This is a genomic window from Ruegeria sp. H3, assembly GCF_056533095.1.
Map to the genome: position 1 here is coordinate 26,534 of NZ_JBQFOD010000009.1, position 18,880 is coordinate 45,413.

The window sequence follows — 18,880 nt, forward strand, 5'->3', positions numbered from 1 at the left end:
CGGCGATGTAGGGTCTGCCCATGAAGTGGAACTTGCCGAATATTCTGACCTTGCTGCGCTTGCTGGCAGCCCCCGGTCTGGCCGTAATGTTTCTGTATTTCACCCGTCCCTATGCGGATTGGTTTGCGCTGATCTTGTTTCTGTCGGCGGCGATCACCGACTGGTTCGATGGCTATCTGGCGCGCGCGTGGAAACAGGAAACTAAGATCGGGGCGATGCTGGACCCGATTGCCGACAAAGCGATGGTGGTGATCGCGCTGATGATCCTTGTCGGCTATTCGACCGAGCATTGGACACCTTGGCTGGTTCTGCCCGCCACCGTGATCCTGTTCCGCGAGGTCTTCGTCTCGGGTCTGCGCGAGTATTTGGGCGATGTTGCTGGGACGCTCAAGGTCACCAAACTGGCCAAGTGGAAGACAACCGCGCAAATGGTAGCGATTGCGATCCTGTTCTCGCAGGGTATTTTCGAGCACTATTTTGTGATGGCCACATTCGGGATGGATGCGATCACCATTGATCAGGTTTTGACCGGCCAAATAGAGGATGTGAACAACATAGGCTGGACGCTTGAGGGTATGTACTGGTCAGGCCAGATCGGCCTATGGCTGCTGTGGATCGCTGCGGCGCTGACATTGATCACCGGCTATGACTACCTACGTAAAGCCATGCCTCATCTGAAGGAGAGCTAACCGATGAACGTGCTGTATTTCGCCTGGGTGCGCGAGCGGATCGGTCTGCCGAAAGAGAAGGTCGAGACAGATGCAGCGACCGTGTCGGAACTGGTTGCAGAACTCAGCGCACGTGAAGACCGCTATGCTGCTGCATTTGCCGATATCTCGGCCCTGCGCGTGGCGCTGGATCAGGAACTATCGGATTTCGATGCGCCCTTGGATGGTGTGCGCGAAGTGGCGTTTTTTCCACCCATGACCGGCGGCTGACATGCGTATCGTCGTTCAGGAACAGCCGTTCGATCTGGGGGCCGAGGCTAATGCCTTTGCCGCCGGGGGCGACGCCAATGGCGCCATCGTGACCTTTACCGGCGTGGTGCGCGATCTGGTCTCGGGTGATCTGGACGTGATGGAGATCGAACACTATCCGGGCATGACCGAACGCGCCCTCACTAAGATCGCCGAAGAGGCGCAGATGCGATGGTCATTGGGGGATGTGCTGGTCATTCATCGCTATGGGCGGTTGTCCCCAGGGGACCGGATCATGATGGTGGCCACGGCCGCCCCGCATCGCAAGGATGCGTTCGAGGCGGCCGAGTACCTTATGGACTACCTCAAATCCCGCGCGCCGTTTTGGAAGAAAGAGATCACGCGCTCAGGCGCGGAATGGGTTGCCGCAAAGGATGAGGACGAAGACGCGCTGACTCGCTGGTAGTCGTGGGCTATCAGTCCGCGTTGTTGATGCGCCCGCGCAATTCCTCTGCCTCTTGCCTTGCCGCGCGCAACCCGTCCATGGCGGCGGCCAGTTCGGCTTCGGTCTGGGTCAGTTGGTTGGTCAGCTCCGCCTCGCGCTGTTGCAGGTAGGTGATCGCCTGATCGCGGGTTTCTTCGGCTTCGTGCAGTTCCTGGCTCATCCGGTCCAGATCGGCCACGTCGCTTTGACGGACGCGCGACAGGCGATGTGCCAGCCAGTTGGCGAACCAGCCCATGCAGAACGCCGCGAACAAGATGATGGCTGTGGCGATGATGAATTCGATTCTGTTCAACTTACTGGTCCTCTTCATCCGCCTCGGGTTCCGATGCGGTCGTGTCAGTCTGTTCTGCCGCGCCTGTCTCGGACTCAAGCGCTTCCAGCCCTGTCTCGGTGTTCTCAGTGGGCGCGGGGCGGATCAGACGAAACTCAATCCGACGGTTTTCTTCTCGGCCCTCTTCGCTCTCATTGTCGGCTATGGGTTGCGTTTCACCATAGCCAACGGCTGTGTAGCTTGAGGTTGGAATCCGCCGTCCGCGCAACTCGTTTAAGATGGATTGTGCGCGCGCCTGGCTGAGTTGCTGGTTCATCTCTTCACGGCCTTGACTGTCGGTATGACCCTGAATCTCCATCCGGATTGGACCACAGTCGCGCAGGATGTCGGCGATCTGATTAACTGTATCGCGCGAGTCGCTTGCAATCGTGGCCGAGCCGGGCTCGAACGCGATTTTGCTGTTGGACTGTATCTGGGCGATCTGTTCTTCGCATTGCTCTGGGTCGGGCAGGGCGTCCTCGGGCTCGGGCGGCTCCACGTAGGTGATGGACAAGCTGAATTCTTGCGCGTCGCCCAGTTTCTCGGACAACAGGCGAGCGATCCGGGCTTTCGCCTCCTGATCATGGCTGATGCCGTGCAGGTCGACCGTCTCCGTCGTGACGGCCAGCGCACCGTTGTGAAGCTGGGACAGTGCCTCAAGCCCGGCCAGCACGCGCACGGGCCAGTCCCCTGGAAGGTCAGGGACAATGCGGGTGGCGGTGTACACCTGTTCCGAACCGAAGGTTGCGCGGGCATAACTGTCGACCATGTCGCGCAGTGTTTCATCGCCGACCCGACCGCGCATTTGCACAAGGCCCTCAGGGCTACGGGTGGCTGAAAACTCGATGGGCTCATTTGCTCCATCGGTTTCTGGTTCCGGCAGAACAGCGTGCAGGGCAAAGACCTCGGGCAGGGCGTTTTCCAATTCGCCCACCACGCGATCAAACACGTTCGGATTTGTGCCTTGCGCAGCGATAAGGGTCATATCTGCGTCCGATATAGTCAATGACCCTTGACCGATTTCAGCCAATGCCTTGATTCCCAGCGAAGCCGCCTCGGGCCAGCGCGGCGTAGGGACGCCCAGGCCAATGGTACAGCTGAAAGGGGCGGTTAAACCTGCGGACTGAGCCGCCGCCATGATTTGATCGCGGGCTTTTTCGTCCTGGGCCGAACACGCATCGAACTGCCCGCCATCAGTACCGATGAGATAGCGCAGCGTGAAGGGTGTGATCACCGGACGCGGGGCCGAGATCGACAGGCCGATCCGCAAGCTGGGCGGGGCAGCGCGGGTCAGCGCCTGCTCCAGCCGTTCTTTTTCGGCCTGACTGTCGGCAATCGCAGTCACTCGGACCAGCCCCGGGCTGGCCGAGATTTTGGCACGCGGCAGTCGGGAAAGCGCGCTGATGGCAAAGCTGATAGCATCGTCCCAGCCATCTGGCTTGGGATAGTCCGCGGTTTCCATCAGATCCGACACCGCCACGGTCGGGTCCAGATCGTTTAACCTCTCGACAAGTTCCTCCCGATCCTCGCTAGCCGGGATCAGGCCGATGATCGAGATGCCGCTGTCATTGCGCAGGATCTCAGTCGAAAAGCGAGGCGCGGCCAGAGCAGTGGTCAGGGTGACATCCATCTCGTCGATGACGCGCGAGGTATCGACCTCGGTGCCTGCGGCGGTCAGAGCGTTAAAGCGTTTGGCCTCGTCCGGTGCGGTCCCGGTCAGAACAACGCGCAACCCGTCGGATTGCACTTCGGCCCAATCGTGGCCGTTCAGGTCCAGCGCGCGGCGCACCGCAAATTCCGACGTTTCCTCGATCTTTGTGACGGCAAAACTGGCCGCCAACAGTGAAAGCCCTGCAGACACAACAAAGATCAGGGAAACAGACAGAACATAGGGCAGACGCATGTGCGGGCTTTGAACTCCTCGGGCGTTTGGCGAACTCTTACAGACCCCGGCCAGCAGGTGCAATCAGAGCAACAGTGCAACGCAGAGGAAGATCAGCGGAATAAGGCCGGTGTCCCGGTTGGAATGGAACAGTTGCAGCAGCTTGCCATTGTCTTCGATATCCAGCCCACGCAACTGCCACATCATGTGCCAGCCCATGGCCCAGGGGCCGCCAAGCGCAATGACCAGTGCCAGAATAGATGCCTGGGGTACCATGGCGTCGACAATCGACAGCCCCATCAGGGCCACCGTTGCAACCAGAAAGTACTTGAGCCAATTGGCGGTATCGGTGCCAAACAGGCGTGCCGTGGATTTGATACCGACAAGCTCGTCATCTTCCGCATCCTGATGCGCGTAGATGGTGTCATAAAACAACGTCCACGCAATCCCCGCCAGATAGAGCGTGATTGCGGGCCACCCCACGCTGCCGGTGTGGGCTGCCCAAGCCAGCAAAGCGCCCCAGTTGAATGCAAGGCCCAGAAACACCTGTGGCCACCATGTGAAGCGTTTGGCAAAAGGATAGATCGTCACGGGCAACAGCGACAGAACGCCCATCGCTATGGCGGCTTGGTTGAAGCTGAGCAGGATGCCCAGAGCCAGCACACATTGCAGGATCATCCAGATCACAGCTTGCCGAACGGTGACCTGCCCGGATGGCAGAGGGCGCGACCGCGTGCGTTCCACTTGCGCGTCGAACTCGCGATCCGTGATGTCATTCCAGGTGCAGCCCGCACCGCGCATCAGGAAGGCACCCAGTGCACAACCGATGGCGATCCACAAATCTTCTAGCCTGGGTTGCCCGTCATGCAGAATTGCGAGCGCCAAACCCCACCAACAGGGAATCAGCAGCAGCCATGTACCGATAGGTCGGTCCGCGCGGCTGAGGCGCAGATACGGGCGGGTGAAGTCCGGGGCATATGTGTCTACCCAGTTCCCGCTTACGGCATCAGCGACCTGACCATCTGGTGTTGGGGCATTGCCTTGCATATGTAAGGCCTCATGAGTGCGAAGATCAGACTGTATGTAGATCAGCCTTTGGGTCAGGGGCAATCCGTTGAATTGACGCGCGAGCAGGCCCATTACCTGTTCGGTGTCATGCGCCTGTCGGTGGGTGGGTCTGTCGCCCTGTTCAATGGCGAGGATGGCGAGTGGCTGGCCGAGGTGGCCGAGGCCGGAAAACGCGGCGGTGTTCTGAGCTGTGTGGAGCAGACCAAACCGCTGCAGTTGCCCCCTGATTTGTGGCTTCTTTTTGCACCGATCAAAAAGGCGCGCACGGATTTCATTGTGGAAAAAGCAACCGAGATGGGGGCTGCGCGGGTTCTGCCGGTGCAGACAGAATTCACCAATTCCGAACGTATTCGGCAAGATCGCCTGCAAGCCCATGCGGTTGAGGCTGCCGAGCAATGTGGCGGAACCTTCGTACCCGAGGTCGCCGAGTTGAAGCGGTTGGACCGGGTGCTGGACACATGGCCTGAGGGGCGGAACCTGATGTTTTGTGATGAGGCCGAGGCTGGCTCGGCCCTTCGATTGGCCGCCAATGAGAAAGGCCAGCCCTGGGCTATTCTCATCGGTCCCGAGGGCGGGTTTTCTGGCAAAGAGCGCGCGCGTTTGGCGGCATTGCCTTTTGCGCATGTGGTCAGCCTAGGGCCGCGTATCCTGCGCGCCGATACGGCTGCTGTGGCCGCGCTGACGGTTTGGCAACAGGCGCTAGGGGATTGGAGCTAGGTTAAGACAATGAATGCGCAATATCGAGATTGGCTTGTTGCGGAGGGTTATGCAGAAAACACCTGTACCGCTCAGATTTACCGAGTCCAAAAAGTTGAAGAACACTATGGTTCGTTGGACGAAGCTTCTGATCTTGGGAAACTACAAGATGTACTGGCGAGCCTGAACTATTCCACGTCGGACGAGCGCAGCGGCAAAGAGAACCCCTCGCGGATTCCGATAAATGGAAACCTGCGAAATGGGTTGCAGTCTTACAAGAACGCGGTTCAGCGCTACGCACGATTTTTGCGTGAAGACGAACCCAGAAGTGGATTGATGGCCACGAGCGATAGAATTGAAACCAAGGGGCAGACAAAGCCAGAGAGGCAGCGGTTTGCGCTTGAGAGAGATATGCAAACTGCAATTCGGCAAGAAATCTCTTTATTGGATGCCGGACTCGAAATTGTGGATGACGGAGCTGAACGGGCAGTTACCTCGGGCTTTATTGATATTCTATGCCGCGACGCGGAAAGCAGCTTGGTGGTCGTGGAACTGAAAGCCGGTAAAACGGATTCGAAGGTTGTCGCTCAAATACTGGGTTACATGGGTGATTTGGTGGAGGAGGGCGAAGAAGCCATCAGAGGGATTATCGTCGCTCACGACTTCGACACCCGCACAATTTCGGCATCAATGGCCGTCCCTAACCTCAAGTTGGTTCGCTACTCGGTCTCGTTTACGTTCGAGGCTTTGTCATGAGCTTTATCCGGCCCGAAGCAAAACTGGCCCTATGGCGCTGGCGCGAAGTGCTGATCGCTGTGTTTGTTCTGATCCTCGGCCTCAGCTGGATCAACGGACCGGGCGGTTTGTTGGGATGGCTTGGATGGGTGCTGGTTGTGGTCGCCAGCGCCTTGGCTGTGATCGGGATTCAGCGTGCCCGGTTCCGCACGGGATCGGGCGGGCAGGGCATTGTGACGGTGGACGAGGGCCAAATAACCTATTTCGGCCCGCTGGACGGTGGCATGGTTGCCACGCGTGAGATTGAGAGGCTGGCGCTTGATCCCACGTCGGCCCCGGCGCATTGGGTTTTGGACCAACCAGGGCAACCGGCGCTTCACATTCCTGTGAATGCGGAAGGGGCCGAGGCGCTGTTCGATGTTTTCTCGGCCCTGCCGGGGTTGAAAACCGAGCAAATGCTGACGGAATTGAACGGCCGCTCGTCGCATCCGGTGGTGATTTGGGAGCGCACGCCCTCACGCCCTGCGCATCTTCGGTTGCATTGACACTGGCGCTAATTGCGCCCACGACTGACCGTCAAGACAGACACATCAGGATCGGAGCACAGGTCTCATGTCCATCCCTCAGTCCGGCGGCGGTCCCATCGAACGCCACGAGCAACTGGCCGAATATCTGGAATCGGGTTGCAAGCCCAAGGAAGATTGGCGCATCGGGACCGAGCACGAGAAGTTCGGCTATTGCAAAGACACGCTTAAGCCGCTGCCGTTTGAAGGCAAACGCTCGATCGTGGCGGTGTTGGAGGGGCTGCGGGATCGCCATGGCTGGGGCGAGGTACGTGAAGGCGGCAAGCTGATCGGTTTGGAAAAAGACGGGGCCAATGTCAGCCTCGAACCCGGCGGTGCGCTGGAACTATCAGGCGCTCCGCTCGAGACGATCCACGAGACCTGCGATGAGGTGAATACTCACCTGCGTGAGGTGAAGGACATCGCCGATGAGATCGGCGTGGGCTTCATAGGTCTGGGCGCGGCTCCGATCTGGACCCATGATGAGATGCCATTGATGCCCAAGGGGCGCTATCGGCTGATGAACGATTACATGGAAGAAGTCGGCACCATGGGCCGCGCCATGATGCGCCGGACCTGCACGGTTCAGGTCAATATCGATTTTGGCTCCGAGGCCGACATGGTTCAGAAGCTGCGCGTCGCGCTGGCCCTGCAGCCGGTGGCGACGGCGCTGTTTGCCAATTCTCCGTTCTTCGAAGGCAAGCCCAATGGCCAGAAAAGCTGGCGTAGCCATATCTGGCGGCATCTGGATGATGCGCGTACCGGTATGTTGCCCTTTGTGTTCGAAGATGGGTTCGGTTTTGAACGCTATGTGCAATACGCGCTGGACGTGCCGATGTATTTTGTCTACCGCAACGGCGAATACATCAACGCCTTGGGGCAATCCTTCCGGGATTTCCTGAAAGGCGAATTGCCCGCTTTGCCCGGTGAAACACCAACCTTGTCGGATTGGGCCGATCATCTGACCACCGCCTTCCCAGAGGCGCGGATCAAGAAATTCATGGAAATGCGCGGGGCCGATGGTGGCCCGTGGCGCAGGCTGTGTGCATTGCCTGCGTTCTGGGTTGGCCTGACCTACGACCAAGGCGCGCTGGATGCCGCCTGGGATCTGGTCAAGCGCTGGGATGCTGAAACGCGCGAGGAATTGCGGGTTCAAGCCGCCGTCCAAGGCCTGCAAGCGCAAGTTGGCGACATCAACATGCACGATCTGGCGCGCGAGGTTGTGGCGATCTCAGAAGCCGGGCTCAAATCCCGCGCCCGTCCGGGTGCCGGGGGTCTTGTGCCAGATGAGACGCATTTCCTGAATGCGCTGAAGGAAAGCATCGAAACCGGCAAGGTGCCTGCTGATGAGTTGCTGGAACACTACAATGGTGACTGGAACGGCGATCTGACGCGGATTTATCCCGAATACAGCTACTGAATAGGCCATTTTCCGGTTAACATTCGGTTTGCCAGTGTCTTCCTCTCGGATTGAATACGGTCTGGGATGACGGATATTGTCGCGTGTCTGTATCGGAGGGTGATGTTTGGCCCGTATCAGCGAACTCCACTATTCCAACGCCTATGCCGCAAGCTCGGGCGTCAGCGAATTTTTGGAAGTGTCGATTGGTGCCTCCGAAGACCCGGCCAATTTCACTGTGTCCTTTTATCAGGCCAATGGTCAGGTCGGGATTGAAATCCCGCTCACCAGTGTTCCAACGGCGCAAGTGACCGTCGACACCGACAACAATGAGGTTGTCTATGTAATCTCAGCGGATGACTTCCCGATCCTGCTCACTGATCCAAACGGTGGCGGCTCGACAAACTACGAAGCGTACGCCCTAACCAACACAGCCACAGGAGAGGTGATCGACTTTTACGATATTGGTGGCGGCACGACGAATATCGTTGCTCAGAATGGGCTTGCAGCGGGGGAAACCTCGGTCAATCTGCCCGTGCTGGTCGGCCCGAACCAAACCACGACATCGCTGCAGTTCAATCGACCAGACACCAATACGCTGGTTTATGCCCCTGTAAGCCCCGGGGACAGCGGCGCCGCCTGCTTCACCGCCGGGACGATGGTGGATACATCGGATGGGGCGCGACGGATCGAAACGCTGCAACCGGGCGACTCTGTCAGCACGTTGGACAATGGCCTGCAACCGGTGCGTTGGGTTGGCCAGCGTACCGTGCCCGGGCGTGGTCGGTTCGCGCCGATCCAGATTTGCGCAGGCACGCTGGGGGCAAAAACGGATGTGCTGGTCTCGCCGCAGCACCGCATTTTGATATCCGGCTGGCAGGCAGAACTGATGTTCGGTGAAGCCGAGATACTGGTGCCCGCCATATCGCTGGTCAACGGAACCACCGTGATCCAGGCGCCGAGCGACAGCGTCACCTATGTTCACCTGCTGTTTGATCACCACCAATTGCTCAGCACCGCGGGTCTTGTCTCGGAAAGCTTTTTCCCTGGTCGCCAAGGTCTGGCTGGGCTGGCACCGGAAACTGCCGAAGAACTGTTTACCTTGTTCCCGGAACTCCGGCGCTCACCTGCATCTTACGGCAAGGTTACCCGACCTGTTTGGCAAGGCAAAGCCGTGGCATTGTTGCGCTCGGTCTGATTGCGCCACGCGCCCCCTCTTGCTTTCGCGGGCTGCTGTGATAGCAGGTCTTCAACAGCAATCAGGGCCAAGTTCGGGAAGCGTCATGGACGATCTAAAGACAAAATATCTGGGTCAGATCGCCGAGGCGGGCGACGAAAACGCGCTTGAGGCGATCCGTGTCGCTGCCGTGGGTAAAAAGGGCGAGGTCGCGTTGAAGATGCGCGAGCTGGGCAAGATGACACCCGAGGAACGTCAGGTCGCAGGCCCGGCGCTCAATGCCCTGAAGGATGAGATCAACTCGGCGCTTGCCGCCAAAAAGGCTGCGCTGGCAGATGCGGCACTGGACGAGCGTCTGCGCACCGAATGGCTGGATGTCACCCTACCGACCCGCGCGCGCCGTCAGGGCTCGATCCACCCGGTCAGCCAGGCAACCGAGGAACTGACCGCGATCTTTGCCGAACTTGGCTTCTCGGTGGCTGAAGGGCCGCGGATTGAGACCGACTGGCACAACTTTGATGCGCTGAACATCCCCGGTCACCACCCTGCGCGGGCTGAGATGGACACGTTCTACATGCACCGTGCTGAGGGCGACAATCGCCCGCCGCATGTGCTGCGGACGCATACGTCTCCGGTACAGATCCGCTCGATGGAGCTGCAGGGCGCGCCGATCCGCGTGATCTGTCCGGGCGGTGTCTACCGCGCTGACTATGACCAGACCCACACTCCGATGTTCCATCAGGTTGAAGGGTTGGCCATCGACAAAGACATCTCGATGGCGAACCTGAAATGGGTTTTGGAAGAGTTCGTGAAGGCCTTCTTCGAAGTCGACGATGTCGAACTGCGCTTCCGCGCCTCGCACTTCCCCTTCACCGAGCCGTCGGCCGAGGTCGATATCCGCTGTTCCTGGGACAATGGCCAGCTGAAGATCGGTGAGGGCGACGACTGGATGGAGATTCTGGGTTCCGGCATGGTCCACCCCAAGGTGATCGCCGCGGGCAACATCGACCCCGAGGTCTATCAGGGCTTTGCCTTCGGGATCGGGATCGACCGTCTGGCCATGTTGAAATACGGGATCCCTGATCTGCGGGCGTTCTTTGATAGCGACCTGCGCTGGCTGCGGCACTACGGGTTCGCGGCGTTGGATATGCCGAACCTACATGGTGGTTTGTCGCGGTGAATATAGAGGCGCTGCTCCTAGCGTTTCTTACTTTTTGGCTGGGTGTTGTTGCGTACTTGGTTCAAAAGCACTTTGACCGCCGCGAACAAATCAGAGCGCGGCACTTTGATATCTATATCGAAATGCTCGAAGCAATCTGCGAGTTGGCGAATGCGCACAATCGTGGAGGCGCCGGAAAGGACGATGCTCTTTCGCGCTATGCAATGGCAAAGATGAAGTTCGCAGTCGTGGCTTCAGACAAGACCATGAAAAAGTTTGTTGCTTTTGATCAGCGAATTTCGTCTGCAGCCAAGGTTACTCATGAGGAATTTGATGATCTGCTTTCAAAGTTGATGAAAGAGATCCGAAAAGAAAACCTTGGTGAGACAGTTATCACTAATGAAGAACTGATAACTGTTACGCCATATGGTCGTTCACTGCTGGATGAATAGCTCACACTGAAAAGCGCGGAGCAAAGGCCGATAGGCCGCCGCGCCATCGCCAGACCGCCCGCACGGGCTGGCGATTTGGCTGCCACCAGCGCACCACTCGAAAGGTGCACGGATTTGGCCAGCATAAAGTGTCCACCACAAACCAAGGATCGCCACCCCACGGTCTGGCGATGGCGCGGCTTGTTACAGGTTCCCACAGGGTTGTGACGTGACTTAGCGCTCAGGCTGAGTAGGGTCGGGCCCATGATCTATCGACTGCTTTTCCTTCTGCTGACCGCTTCACCCGCCTTTGCCATGGGGCCGTGGAACACCGAATGCCACGGCGATACCGCCTGTCAGGTTGGCGACCGCTCGTACCACGTGCTGGAGCCAGAGGGGTGGGACGGCGAGACGCCTCTGCCGGTGCTTCTGCATTTCCACGGTTGGGCGCGGCAGGGGACCGTGGTGGTGAACCACGAACGCATTGCCGGGGCGACCAATCTACGGGGCGTGCTGCTGGTCGCCCCCAACGGGTTGGGCAAAACCTGGAACTTCTGGTCGGCGGATACGCGGGACGTGCCCTTTGCCGACCGGGTGCTGGAGGATGTGGCCAAACACTATCCGATTGACCGCGACCGCATCTATGTCTCGGGCTATTCCTATGGCGGCGCGATGGCGTGGCGCTATGTGTGCCAGTCGGGCGATGACATCGCCGCCTTGCTGGCCGTGGCCGGTTCAATTCAGCAGACCGAAACCTGCCCAGAGGCCCCGGTCGAGGCGCGCCATGTGCATGGCCTGCGCGATAAAGTGATGGATTTTCCCTATGGCGCAAACGGCGACACGACCTATCCGGTGGCCCTGTGGCGCGCGGCTTATGATTGCCATGATGCAACCCCGCGCGGGGATTGGAGTGTCGAGCCGTTCCTGACGCTTAGCCGCATGGAATGGACCGATTGCGCGCAGGGGCAGGTGGTGCTGGACACCCATCCCGGCGGGCATTTCATCCCCCACGGTTGGATCGGGCGGCAATTGGACGAGCTTTTGGGACGCACCCCGACCTATCCATGACGCGCAGCGCTTGCACCCCGGCCCATTCTTTGCCATTGCCTGTGCCAAACGGATGTTTGCCCAAGAAGGCCGCTTGCAATGAAATTCACTCTGTCCTGGTTGAAAGACCACCTCGATACGGATGCGTCGGTTGATGAGATCGCCGAGGCGCTGACCGATCTTGGCCTTGAGGTCGAAGAGATCGTGAACCCGGCGGACCGGTTGAAGGGCTTTACGCTGGGCCATGTGAAGCACGCGGAAAAGCATCCCGACGCTGACAAGCTGCGCGTTTGCAAGGTCGACACCGACGAGGGCGAGCTGCAGATCATCTGTGGCGCTCCAAATGCGCGCGAAGGCATCACGGTCGTGGTCTGCAAACCGGGCATGTATATCCCCGGTCTGGATATCACCATCAATGTTGGCAAGATCCGCGGCGTCGAAAGCTTTGGCATGATGGCCTCGGAACGCGAGCTGGAGCTGTCGGATGAACATGATGGCATCATCGAGCTGCCCTCGGGCGAGGTTGGCGATGCGTTTGTCGACTGGCTGGCCGAGAATGACCCGTCGAAGATCGACCCGATGATCGAGATTGCGATCACCCCGAACCGCCCCGATGCGCTGGGCGTTGCGGGCATTGCGCGTGATCTGGCAGCGCGCGGTCTGGGGACTTTGAAGATACGCGACTACGTTCCGGTGCCCGGTGATTTTGAAAGCCCGATCAAGGTGACCATTGATGAGGACACGCTGGACGGTGCGCCGCATTTCACGGGACGACTGATCAAAGGTGTGAGGAACGGCCCAAGCCCGCAATGGCTGCAGGATCAACTGAAGGCGATTGGCCTGCGTCCGATCTCGGCCCTGGTCGACATCACCAACTACATGACCTTCGACCACAACCGCCCGCTGCATGTGTTCGATGCGGACAAGGTACAGGGAAACCTGCGGGTTCACCGCGCCAAGGGGGGCGAGACACTGGTCGCGCTGGATGAGAAGGAATACACGCTGCAACCTGGCATGATGGTAATCTCGGACGACAATGGCCCGGAATCGATTGCTGGCATCATGGGCGGGGAAGAGACTGGCTGTACTGAGGAGACAGTGAATGTCTTCCTCGAAAGCGCATTTTGGGATCATGTGCAGATTGCCCTGACGGGTCGTGCGCTCAAGATTAACTCGGATGCACGGTATCGGTTCGAACGCGGCGTTGATCCGGAATACACGCTTGAAGGGCTGGAACATGCGACCCAGATGATCCTGGATATCTGTGGTGGCGAAGCGTCCAAGGTGGTTGAGGCTGGCAAAGCGCCGAACCATGCGCGTGCCTACAAGCTGGATTCGGAACGTGTGCAGTCTCTGGTTGGCATGGATATTCCTGAAAGCGATCAGCGCCAGACCCTGACGCGCCTGGGCTTCCGCCTCGAAGGTGAAATGGCCCATGTGCCCAGCTGGCGCCCTGATGTCATGGGTGAGGCTGACCTGGTGGAAGAGGTCGCGCGGATTGCTTCGCTGACCAAGTTGCAGGGCAAACCATTGCCACGCGTGACCGATGGCATCCCGAAGCCGGTGATGACCCCGACACAGCGCCGCCAATCGATGGCGCGGCGCACCTGCGCTGCACTGGGTTACAATGAATGTGTTACCTACACTTTCATTGATCAGGATGCAGCGGCTTTGTTCGGAGGCGGGGATGCGGCGACCCAGCTTGAGAACCCCATCTCGTCCGAGATGAGCCACATGCGCCCGGATCTACTGCCCGGATTGCTTCAGGCCGCGGCCCGCAATCAGGCGCGCGGCTATACGGATGTGGCCCTGTTTGAGGTTGGTCCGGTGTTCCATGACGGAGAGCCGGGGGAACAGCAAACGCAGATCACCGGCCTTTTGGTTGGCCGTTCGGCCCCAAAGGACGTACATGGCGCGTCCCGCCCGGTTGATCTGTTTGATGTCAAAGCGGATGCTGAGGCTGTTCTGGCAGCCATCGGCGCGCCCGCTAAGGTTCAGATCCTGCGTGATGGAGATGCTTGGTGGCATCCGGGCCGTCATGGAAAGATTTGCCTAGGTCCGAAAAAGGTGCTGGGCGTGTTTGGTGAATTGCATCCACGCATCCTGCAGTCGATGGATATCAAGGGCCCGGCGATGGCCTTTACCATTTGGCCGGATCAGGTGCCTCTGCCCCGTAAATCCGGCGCGACCCGCGCGGCTTTGGAGCTGCGTGATTTGCAGGCGGTCGAGCGTGACTTTGCCTTTGTCGTCGATGAAGGTGTCGAGGCGCTGACGCTGGTCAACGCCGCTGCGGGAGCCGACAAAGCGTTGATCGAGGATGTGCGCGTCTTTGATGAATTTATCGGGGGCAGCCTGGGTGAAGGCAAGAAATCCCTGGCCATCACCGTGCGCCTGCAACCAACCGATGCGACGCTTAAAGAAAAAGATATCGAGGCGGTGGCCGAGAAGATCATCGCCAAGGTTTCCAAAGCGACGGGCGGTGTCCTACGCGGGTAGTCGCAGCAATATACACTTTGCAGAGCGCGCCTTTTGGCGCGCTTTTCAGTTTGAGAAGAACTTGGTCAGCACATCAAAGACCAACCGGATGCGCCGACTGGTGTGCAGCTCGCGATGCGCGACCAACCAGATTGGAAATTCAAAGGGGTCCATATCTGGCAGAACCCGCTCCATCTCCGTAGCCGCATCCCCAACATTCTGCGACATGGGGGCGATGCCGAAGCCATGTTTGGCATATTCCCAAGCAACAACGCCATTTTGTGAACCGAGCCTGAAATTATCTTCCGTCAGGTGAATGCCAAGTGGCGCCAGATAAGCGATCATCTGATGGGCGTCGCCGAAGCTAATGAAGTCGTGGTTGGGCAAATCGCTTTTGGATTCAGGGTGCCCCATGCGGTTCAAATACGCGGAAGACGCATAAAAGTGGCCGGGCGCTTGCTGCACCAGTTTGGCGATAAGATCTGGTTGTTCAGGTCGCACATGGCGGATTGCGATATCGGCTTCGCGCCGCATCAGGTCGCTCACATCGTTCGAAGCGATCACTTCTATGCGCAGACGTGGAGCTTGTGCCTGAACCTCGCGTAGCAAATCCGGCAGAATGTGCGCTGACATGACATCGCTCGCGGTGATCCGAACACGCCCCTCGATCGATTGCGCTTGACCAGATGCCGTCAAGGCGATCCGATTGGCAGCTTCGCCCATAGCGCGGGCGTGTTCCAGGATCTCCAAACCAGCTTGCGTAATTTCTAACGCGCGGCCCACGCGCTCGAACAGCAAAACGCCCAAATCGGCCTCAAGCGCAGCGATCTGGCGGCTAAGGGTTGGTTGACTCTGTCCCAGATGCCTTGCCGCTGCTGAAAGCGATCCGCTATCCGCGGTCGCCAGAAAGGCGCGCATGTGATTCCAATCAAATTCATCGATACTGGCCATACAAATATGTATAAGTGCTCTGCGATCTTCCGCAATTCCTATTCAATATCCGCATGAGTAGATAGGCCGCAAAGGAGATTTACCATGAAGACTGGTGCAAAGTTTTGGGATGGCATTGCGGCGAAATACGCGCGTAGCCCAATCCGTGACATGGAGTCGTATGAATACACTCTGGGACGGACCCGGTCCTATCTGACCCAACAGCACAACGTTCTTGAGCTTGGCTGCGGAACCGGCTCAACCGCGCTGCTGCTTGCATCGTCAGTCGCGCATATCACGGCCAGCGATTTCTCTGACGCGATGCTGGATATTGGCCGGGATAAGGCGAAAAAAGAAGGGGTCGACAATATCTCGTTCACGCCTATCGACATCACCTTGCCAGACGATGAACAGTCCTTTGATGTCATTCTTGGCTTCAACGTGTTTCATCTTGTGCCGGATATTGAAAAGGCCTTTGCGGACATCTATGAACGTCTGCCCTCGGGCGGGTTGTTCATATCCAAAACACCTTGCCTTACCGAGGGAAGTTTGGGTTTTAAATTCGGACTGATGAAACTCATGCTGCCTGTGATGCAGCTGTTTGGCAAAGCGCCCTATGTGAACCTGTTCGACGTAAAAACGCTTGAAGCTGCGATCACAGATGCTGGCTTTGAAATTGTCGAAAGCGGGAACTATCCGGCAAAGCCCCCGTCTCGGTATCTGGTGGCGCAAAAGAAATAGCAATCCTGGGCGGTTTCTTCGGCTTACGCATTGGGCTTTGCGTGATTGCCGCTTAAGTAGGGTCCAAACTGTTTTGGAGGAAACCATGGGCCTGAACGTCTATCTATCTGGGGAAATTCACACCGATTGGCGCGAACAAATCATCGATGGTGCACAGGGGCTGGATGTTTCATTCAACAGCCCGGTCACCGATCATGCCGCCAGTGACGATTGCGGCGTTGCCATTCTGGGTGCTGAGCCGAACAAGTATTGGCATGACCATAAGGGTGCGATGGTCAACGCGATCCGCACACGTAAGGGTATCGCTGACGCCGATGTAGTGGTTGTGCGATTTGGCGACAAATACAAACAGTGGAATGCAGCGTTTGACGCCGGATACGCAGCTGCATTGGGCAAATCGTTGATCGTGCTGCACGGGCCGGATCATCAGCACGCGCTGAAAGAGGTCGACGCCGCCGCACTTGCTGTAGCTGAGGAACCCGCTCAGGTGGTCGAAGTTCTGCGCTATGTGCTGACCGGTAAGCTGCCTGGCTAAGAAGATGGGCTTGTGACCGGTTCTTGGCCGCAAGCCCGATATCGGCAACGGGTACGGTGGGCCCTAGTCTCGCGCGGGTGTCACCAAGCCTTTTTGAACCGCAGGCCGTTCAAGGAAACGATCCAGATAGGCCACGACATTGGCGTGATCGTCCCAGTCGACCAAATCCTTCGCTTCGTAGAAGTCCAATCCGCGCAGCCAGGGGGCGATGGCCATGTCAGCGATCGAGTAGTCTCCGGCAACCCAATCCTGACCTTCAAGCTGCGTGTTCAGGACGTTCAGCAGGCGTTTGGCCTCGGCCACATAGCGTTCACGGGGACGAGGGTCTTCGATCTCGCGGCCTGCGAACTTGTGGAAAAAACCAAGCTGGCCAAACATCGGCCCAATGCCACCCATCTGAAACATCAGCCATTGGGTAATATGGTGTTTGTCGGATGCACTCTGCCCGATGAACTTGCCGGTCTTTTCGGCCAGATACAGCAGGATCGCGCCGCTTTCGAACAGGCCGATAGGTTCACCATCCGGACCGTTGGGATCAATGATCGCCGGAATCTTGTTGTTGGGGTTCAGTGACAGAAACTCGGGGCTTTTGACGTCGGCATCGGCCAGTGTGACCTTATGTGCCTCATAAGGAAGACCGGTTTCTTCCAACATGATCGATGCTTTGACCCCATTAGGGGTTGGGAAGGAATAGAGCTGAATGACCGATGGATCTTTGGCGGGCCATTTTTGGGTCACGGCGAAGGGGGCTAAAGCGGACATGGGCTCTCCTGAATGATCTGATTGGGGAAAAATAGGCACGCTTTCCCATAAAAAAATATGTTTTTGGGTGCAATTAGCGCACAATTACCCTGCGCCTATGCGCGAACAGGGGCGAAAAAACGCTTACAACAGGAAAGAGGGAACACATGATCCAGGAATTCAAAACGTTCATTGCCAAGGGCAATGTCATGGACATGGCTGTGGGTATTATTATCGGTGCCGCATTTACTGCAATCGTGACATCATTGGTCGGAGACCTGATCAATCCACTGATTGGTCTGTTCACGGGTGGAATTGACTTCACAAATAACTACGCCGTTCTTGCAGGTGACGTTGCCGAAGGAGCGAGCCTTGAAGCGGCGCGTGAAACAGGCGCTTCGGTGTTTGCTTATGGCGCGTTTATCATGGCGATCATCAACTTCCTGATCATCGCATGGGTTGTCTTCATGCTGGTACGGTCCGTGAACCGCGTTAAGGATGCGGCTGCCAAAGAAGAGGAAGCTGTTGAGGAGGCCCCAGCTGGTCCAAGCGAGCTGGATATCCTCATGGAAATCCGGGACGCTTTGAAGAAGTAAATCCGGAAGTTGGCAAGCATACGGGGCTCCGCATCGTTGTCGGTGCCCCTTCTAATTTGATCGAGAAGGAAACCTGACATGGATCAGACAGTCGATATGGCAAATCAAGCTGTGGATTTAGCGAGTGGCTATTTGCCGATCCTGTTGAGTGCGGGTAAGGCGTTGATTGTCCTGATCATCGGTTGGATCGTGGCCGGGATGGTGTCGGGCGTAGTGCGGCGTCGCATCAACAAAACGCCTCAGATCGATCCCACGCTTGGCAATTTTGCCGCCAGCGTTGTCAAATGGGTGATCTTGGCGATCGTCCTCGTGGCCGTTCTGGGGATCTTCGGGATCGAAGCCACAAGTATCGTTGCCATTCTGGGTGCCGCCTCGCTGGCGATTGGTCTTGCGCTGCAAGGGACGCTAAGCGATCTGGCGGCGGGCGTGATGCTGGTTGTGTTCCGCCCCTATAAGCTGGGTCAGTATGTGGATATCGGCGGAACGGCAGGAACGGTCAAAGACCTGAACCTGTTCACCACTGAGCTGGTGACGCCAGACAACGTACAGATCATAGTCCCGAACGGGCAGGCTTGGGGGTCGGTTATCACCAACTATTCCGCACATGAAACGCGGCGTGTCGATCTGGTGTTCGGAATTGACTACGGCGACAGCGCGGATGAGGCCATGAAGATCATTTTGGATGTCGCCAATGCGGATGCGCGCATCCACAAGGATCCAGAGCCTTGGGTGAGGGTCACAAATCTGGGTGACAGCTCGGTCGATCTAACTGCGCGTTTGTGGTGTGCTGCGGCGGACTACTGGGATGTGAAATTCGAGCTGACCAAGACCATCAAGGAAGCCTTCGACGCCAAGGGTGTCTCGATTCCTTATCCGCATTCGGTGGAAATTCAAAAGCAGGGCTAAAGGCTCCCGCCCGTCGATCGGGCATTCAAAATGCCCTTCTCCGGTTGGGCCCGGCGCCGCACTATCG

General features: G+C 57.9%; 21 protein-coding genes. 16 read left to right on the forward strand and 5 right to left on the reverse strand.

Features of this window, described 5'->3' with window-relative positions; all coding sequences use genetic code 11:
- The first annotated feature begins 20 nt into the window (after window positions 1-20).
- From pgsA to ACR0JE_RS11840, 3 genes are read left to right on the forward strand one after another with little or no spacing between them, the layout of a single operon-like run.
- A complete protein-coding gene (gene pgsA, locus ACR0JE_RS11830) occupies window positions 21-689 on the forward strand; it encodes a CDP-diacylglycerol--glycerol-3-phosphate 3-phosphatidyltransferase (protein ID WP_480864300.1) in 669 nt (222 codons plus the stop codon).
- Window positions 690-692: 3 nt separating this feature from the next.
- The gene (gene moaD, locus ACR0JE_RS11835; RefSeq protein WP_480544441.1) at window positions 693-938 is read left to right on the forward strand and encodes a molybdopterin converting factor subunit 1; all 246 of its coding nucleotides are present in this window, start codon (window positions 693-695) and stop codon (window positions 936-938) included.
- 1 nt (window position 939) lies between these two features.
- The gene (locus ACR0JE_RS11840; RefSeq protein WP_480864301.1) at window positions 940-1,383 is read left to right on the forward strand and encodes a molybdenum cofactor biosynthesis protein MoaE; all 444 of its coding nucleotides are present in this window, start codon (window positions 940-942) and stop codon (window positions 1,381-1,383) included.
- 10 nt (window positions 1,384-1,393) lie between these two features.
- Here the strand turns inward: ACR0JE_RS11840 and ACR0JE_RS11845 are convergent, their stop codons facing one another.
- From ACR0JE_RS11845 to ubiA, 3 genes are all read right to left on the reverse strand, one after another.
- Window positions 1,394-1,714 (reverse strand): hypothetical protein, encoded by a 321-nt coding sequence (locus tag ACR0JE_RS11845; RefSeq protein ID WP_170446384.1) that lies wholly within the window; start codon window positions 1,712-1,714, stop codon window positions 1,394-1,396.
- A 1-nt stretch (window position 1,715) separates the two neighbouring features.
- Window positions 1,716-3,635 (reverse strand): OmpA family protein, encoded by a 1,920-nt coding sequence (locus tag ACR0JE_RS11850; RefSeq protein WP_480864302.1) that lies wholly within the window; start codon window positions 3,633-3,635, stop codon window positions 1,716-1,718.
- Between the two features lie 63 nt (window positions 3,636-3,698).
- A complete protein-coding gene (ubiA, locus tag ACR0JE_RS11855) occupies window positions 3,699-4,661 on the reverse strand; it encodes a 4-hydroxybenzoate octaprenyltransferase (RefSeq protein WP_480864303.1) in 963 nt (320 codons plus the stop codon).
- Between the two features lie 12 nt (window positions 4,662-4,673).
- Between ubiA and ACR0JE_RS11860 the strand changes: the two genes are divergently transcribed.
- From ACR0JE_RS11860 to pheT, 9 genes are all read left to right on the forward strand, one after another.
- A complete protein-coding gene (locus ACR0JE_RS11860; RefSeq protein WP_480864304.1) occupies window positions 4,674-5,399 on the forward strand; it encodes a 16S rRNA (uracil(1498)-N(3))-methyltransferase in 726 nt (241 codons plus the stop codon).
- A gap of 9 nt (window positions 5,400-5,408) precedes the next feature.
- Entirely contained in the window at window positions 5,409-6,134 is a 726-nt protein-coding gene (locus tag ACR0JE_RS11865) for an endonuclease NucS domain-containing protein (protein ID WP_480864305.1), read from the forward strand.
- Window positions 6,131-6,658, forward strand: coding sequence for a hypothetical protein (locus ACR0JE_RS11870; protein ID WP_480864306.1), 528 nt, complete (start codon window positions 6,131-6,133; stop codon window positions 6,656-6,658). Before ACR0JE_RS11865 ends, ACR0JE_RS11870 begins: the two co-directional genes overlap by 4 nt.
- A gap of 67 nt (window positions 6,659-6,725) precedes the next feature.
- Window positions 6,726-8,096, forward strand: coding sequence for a glutamate--cysteine ligase (locus ACR0JE_RS11875; RefSeq protein ID WP_480864307.1), 1,371 nt, complete (start codon window positions 6,726-6,728; stop codon window positions 8,094-8,096).
- Between the two features lie 106 nt (window positions 8,097-8,202).
- The gene (locus ACR0JE_RS11880; RefSeq protein WP_480548432.1) at window positions 8,203-9,273 is read left to right on the forward strand and encodes a Hint domain-containing protein; all 1,071 of its coding nucleotides are present in this window, start codon (window positions 8,203-8,205) and stop codon (window positions 9,271-9,273) included.
- Between the two features lie 85 nt (window positions 9,274-9,358).
- A complete protein-coding gene (gene pheS / locus ACR0JE_RS11885) occupies window positions 9,359-10,432 on the forward strand; it encodes a phenylalanine--tRNA ligase subunit alpha (RefSeq protein WP_480864308.1) in 1,074 nt (357 codons plus the stop codon).
- Complete coding sequence (locus ACR0JE_RS11890) at window positions 10,429-10,863, forward strand: hypothetical protein (protein ID WP_480864309.1); 435 nt, start codon at window positions 10,429-10,431, stop codon at window positions 10,861-10,863. The genes pheS and ACR0JE_RS11890 overlap by 4 nt, the downstream gene beginning before the upstream one ends.
- Before the next feature lie 243 nt (window positions 10,864-11,106).
- On the forward strand, window positions 11,107-11,910 hold the full coding sequence (locus tag ACR0JE_RS11895) for a CE1 family esterase (protein ID WP_480864310.1): 804 nt from the start codon (window positions 11,107-11,109) through the stop codon (window positions 11,908-11,910).
- A 78-nt stretch (window positions 11,911-11,988) separates the two neighbouring features.
- Window positions 11,989-14,385, forward strand: a complete 2,397-nt coding sequence (pheT, locus tag ACR0JE_RS11900) for a phenylalanine--tRNA ligase subunit beta (protein ID WP_480864311.1) — start codon at window positions 11,989-11,991, stop codon at window positions 14,383-14,385.
- 45 nt (window positions 14,386-14,430) lie between these two features.
- Here pheT and ACR0JE_RS11905 read toward each other — a convergent pair whose 3' ends face one another.
- Window positions 14,431-15,315, reverse strand: coding sequence for a LysR family transcriptional regulator (locus ACR0JE_RS11905; RefSeq protein ID WP_480864312.1), 885 nt, complete (start codon window positions 15,313-15,315; stop codon window positions 14,431-14,433).
- A gap of 84 nt (window positions 15,316-15,399) precedes the next feature.
- On the opposite strand from ACR0JE_RS11905, the gene ACR0JE_RS11910 reads away from it, so the two are divergent.
- Together ACR0JE_RS11910 and ACR0JE_RS11915 are read left to right on the forward strand one after the other, a co-directional pair.
- Window positions 15,400-16,035 carry a class I SAM-dependent methyltransferase gene (locus tag ACR0JE_RS11910; protein WP_480544428.1) on the forward strand — a complete coding sequence of 212 codons (636 nt, stop codon included), beginning with the start codon at window positions 15,400-15,402 and terminating at the stop codon, window positions 16,033-16,035.
- 85 nt (window positions 16,036-16,120) lie between these two features.
- A complete protein-coding gene (locus tag ACR0JE_RS11915; protein ID WP_353013522.1) occupies window positions 16,121-16,570 on the forward strand; it encodes a YtoQ family protein in 450 nt (149 codons plus the stop codon).
- A gap of 63 nt (window positions 16,571-16,633) precedes the next feature.
- On the opposite strand, the gene ACR0JE_RS11920 is transcribed toward ACR0JE_RS11915, so the two are convergent.
- Window positions 16,634-17,332, reverse strand: coding sequence for a glutathione S-transferase family protein (locus tag ACR0JE_RS11920; RefSeq protein ID WP_480548443.1), 699 nt, complete (start codon window positions 17,330-17,332; stop codon window positions 16,634-16,636).
- 146 nt (window positions 17,333-17,478) lie between these two features.
- On the opposite strand from ACR0JE_RS11920, the gene mscL reads away from it, so the two are divergent.
- Both mscL and ACR0JE_RS11930 read left to right on the forward strand, forming a co-directional pair.
- Complete coding sequence (gene mscL, locus ACR0JE_RS11925) at window positions 17,479-17,907, forward strand: large conductance mechanosensitive channel protein MscL (RefSeq protein WP_480864313.1); 429 nt, start codon at window positions 17,479-17,481, stop codon at window positions 17,905-17,907.
- Window positions 17,908-18,003: 96 nt separating this feature from the next.
- Window positions 18,004-18,813, forward strand: coding sequence for a mechanosensitive ion channel family protein (locus ACR0JE_RS11930; protein WP_480544496.1), 810 nt, complete (start codon window positions 18,004-18,006; stop codon window positions 18,811-18,813).
- Window positions 18,814-18,880 lie beyond the last annotated feature (67 nt).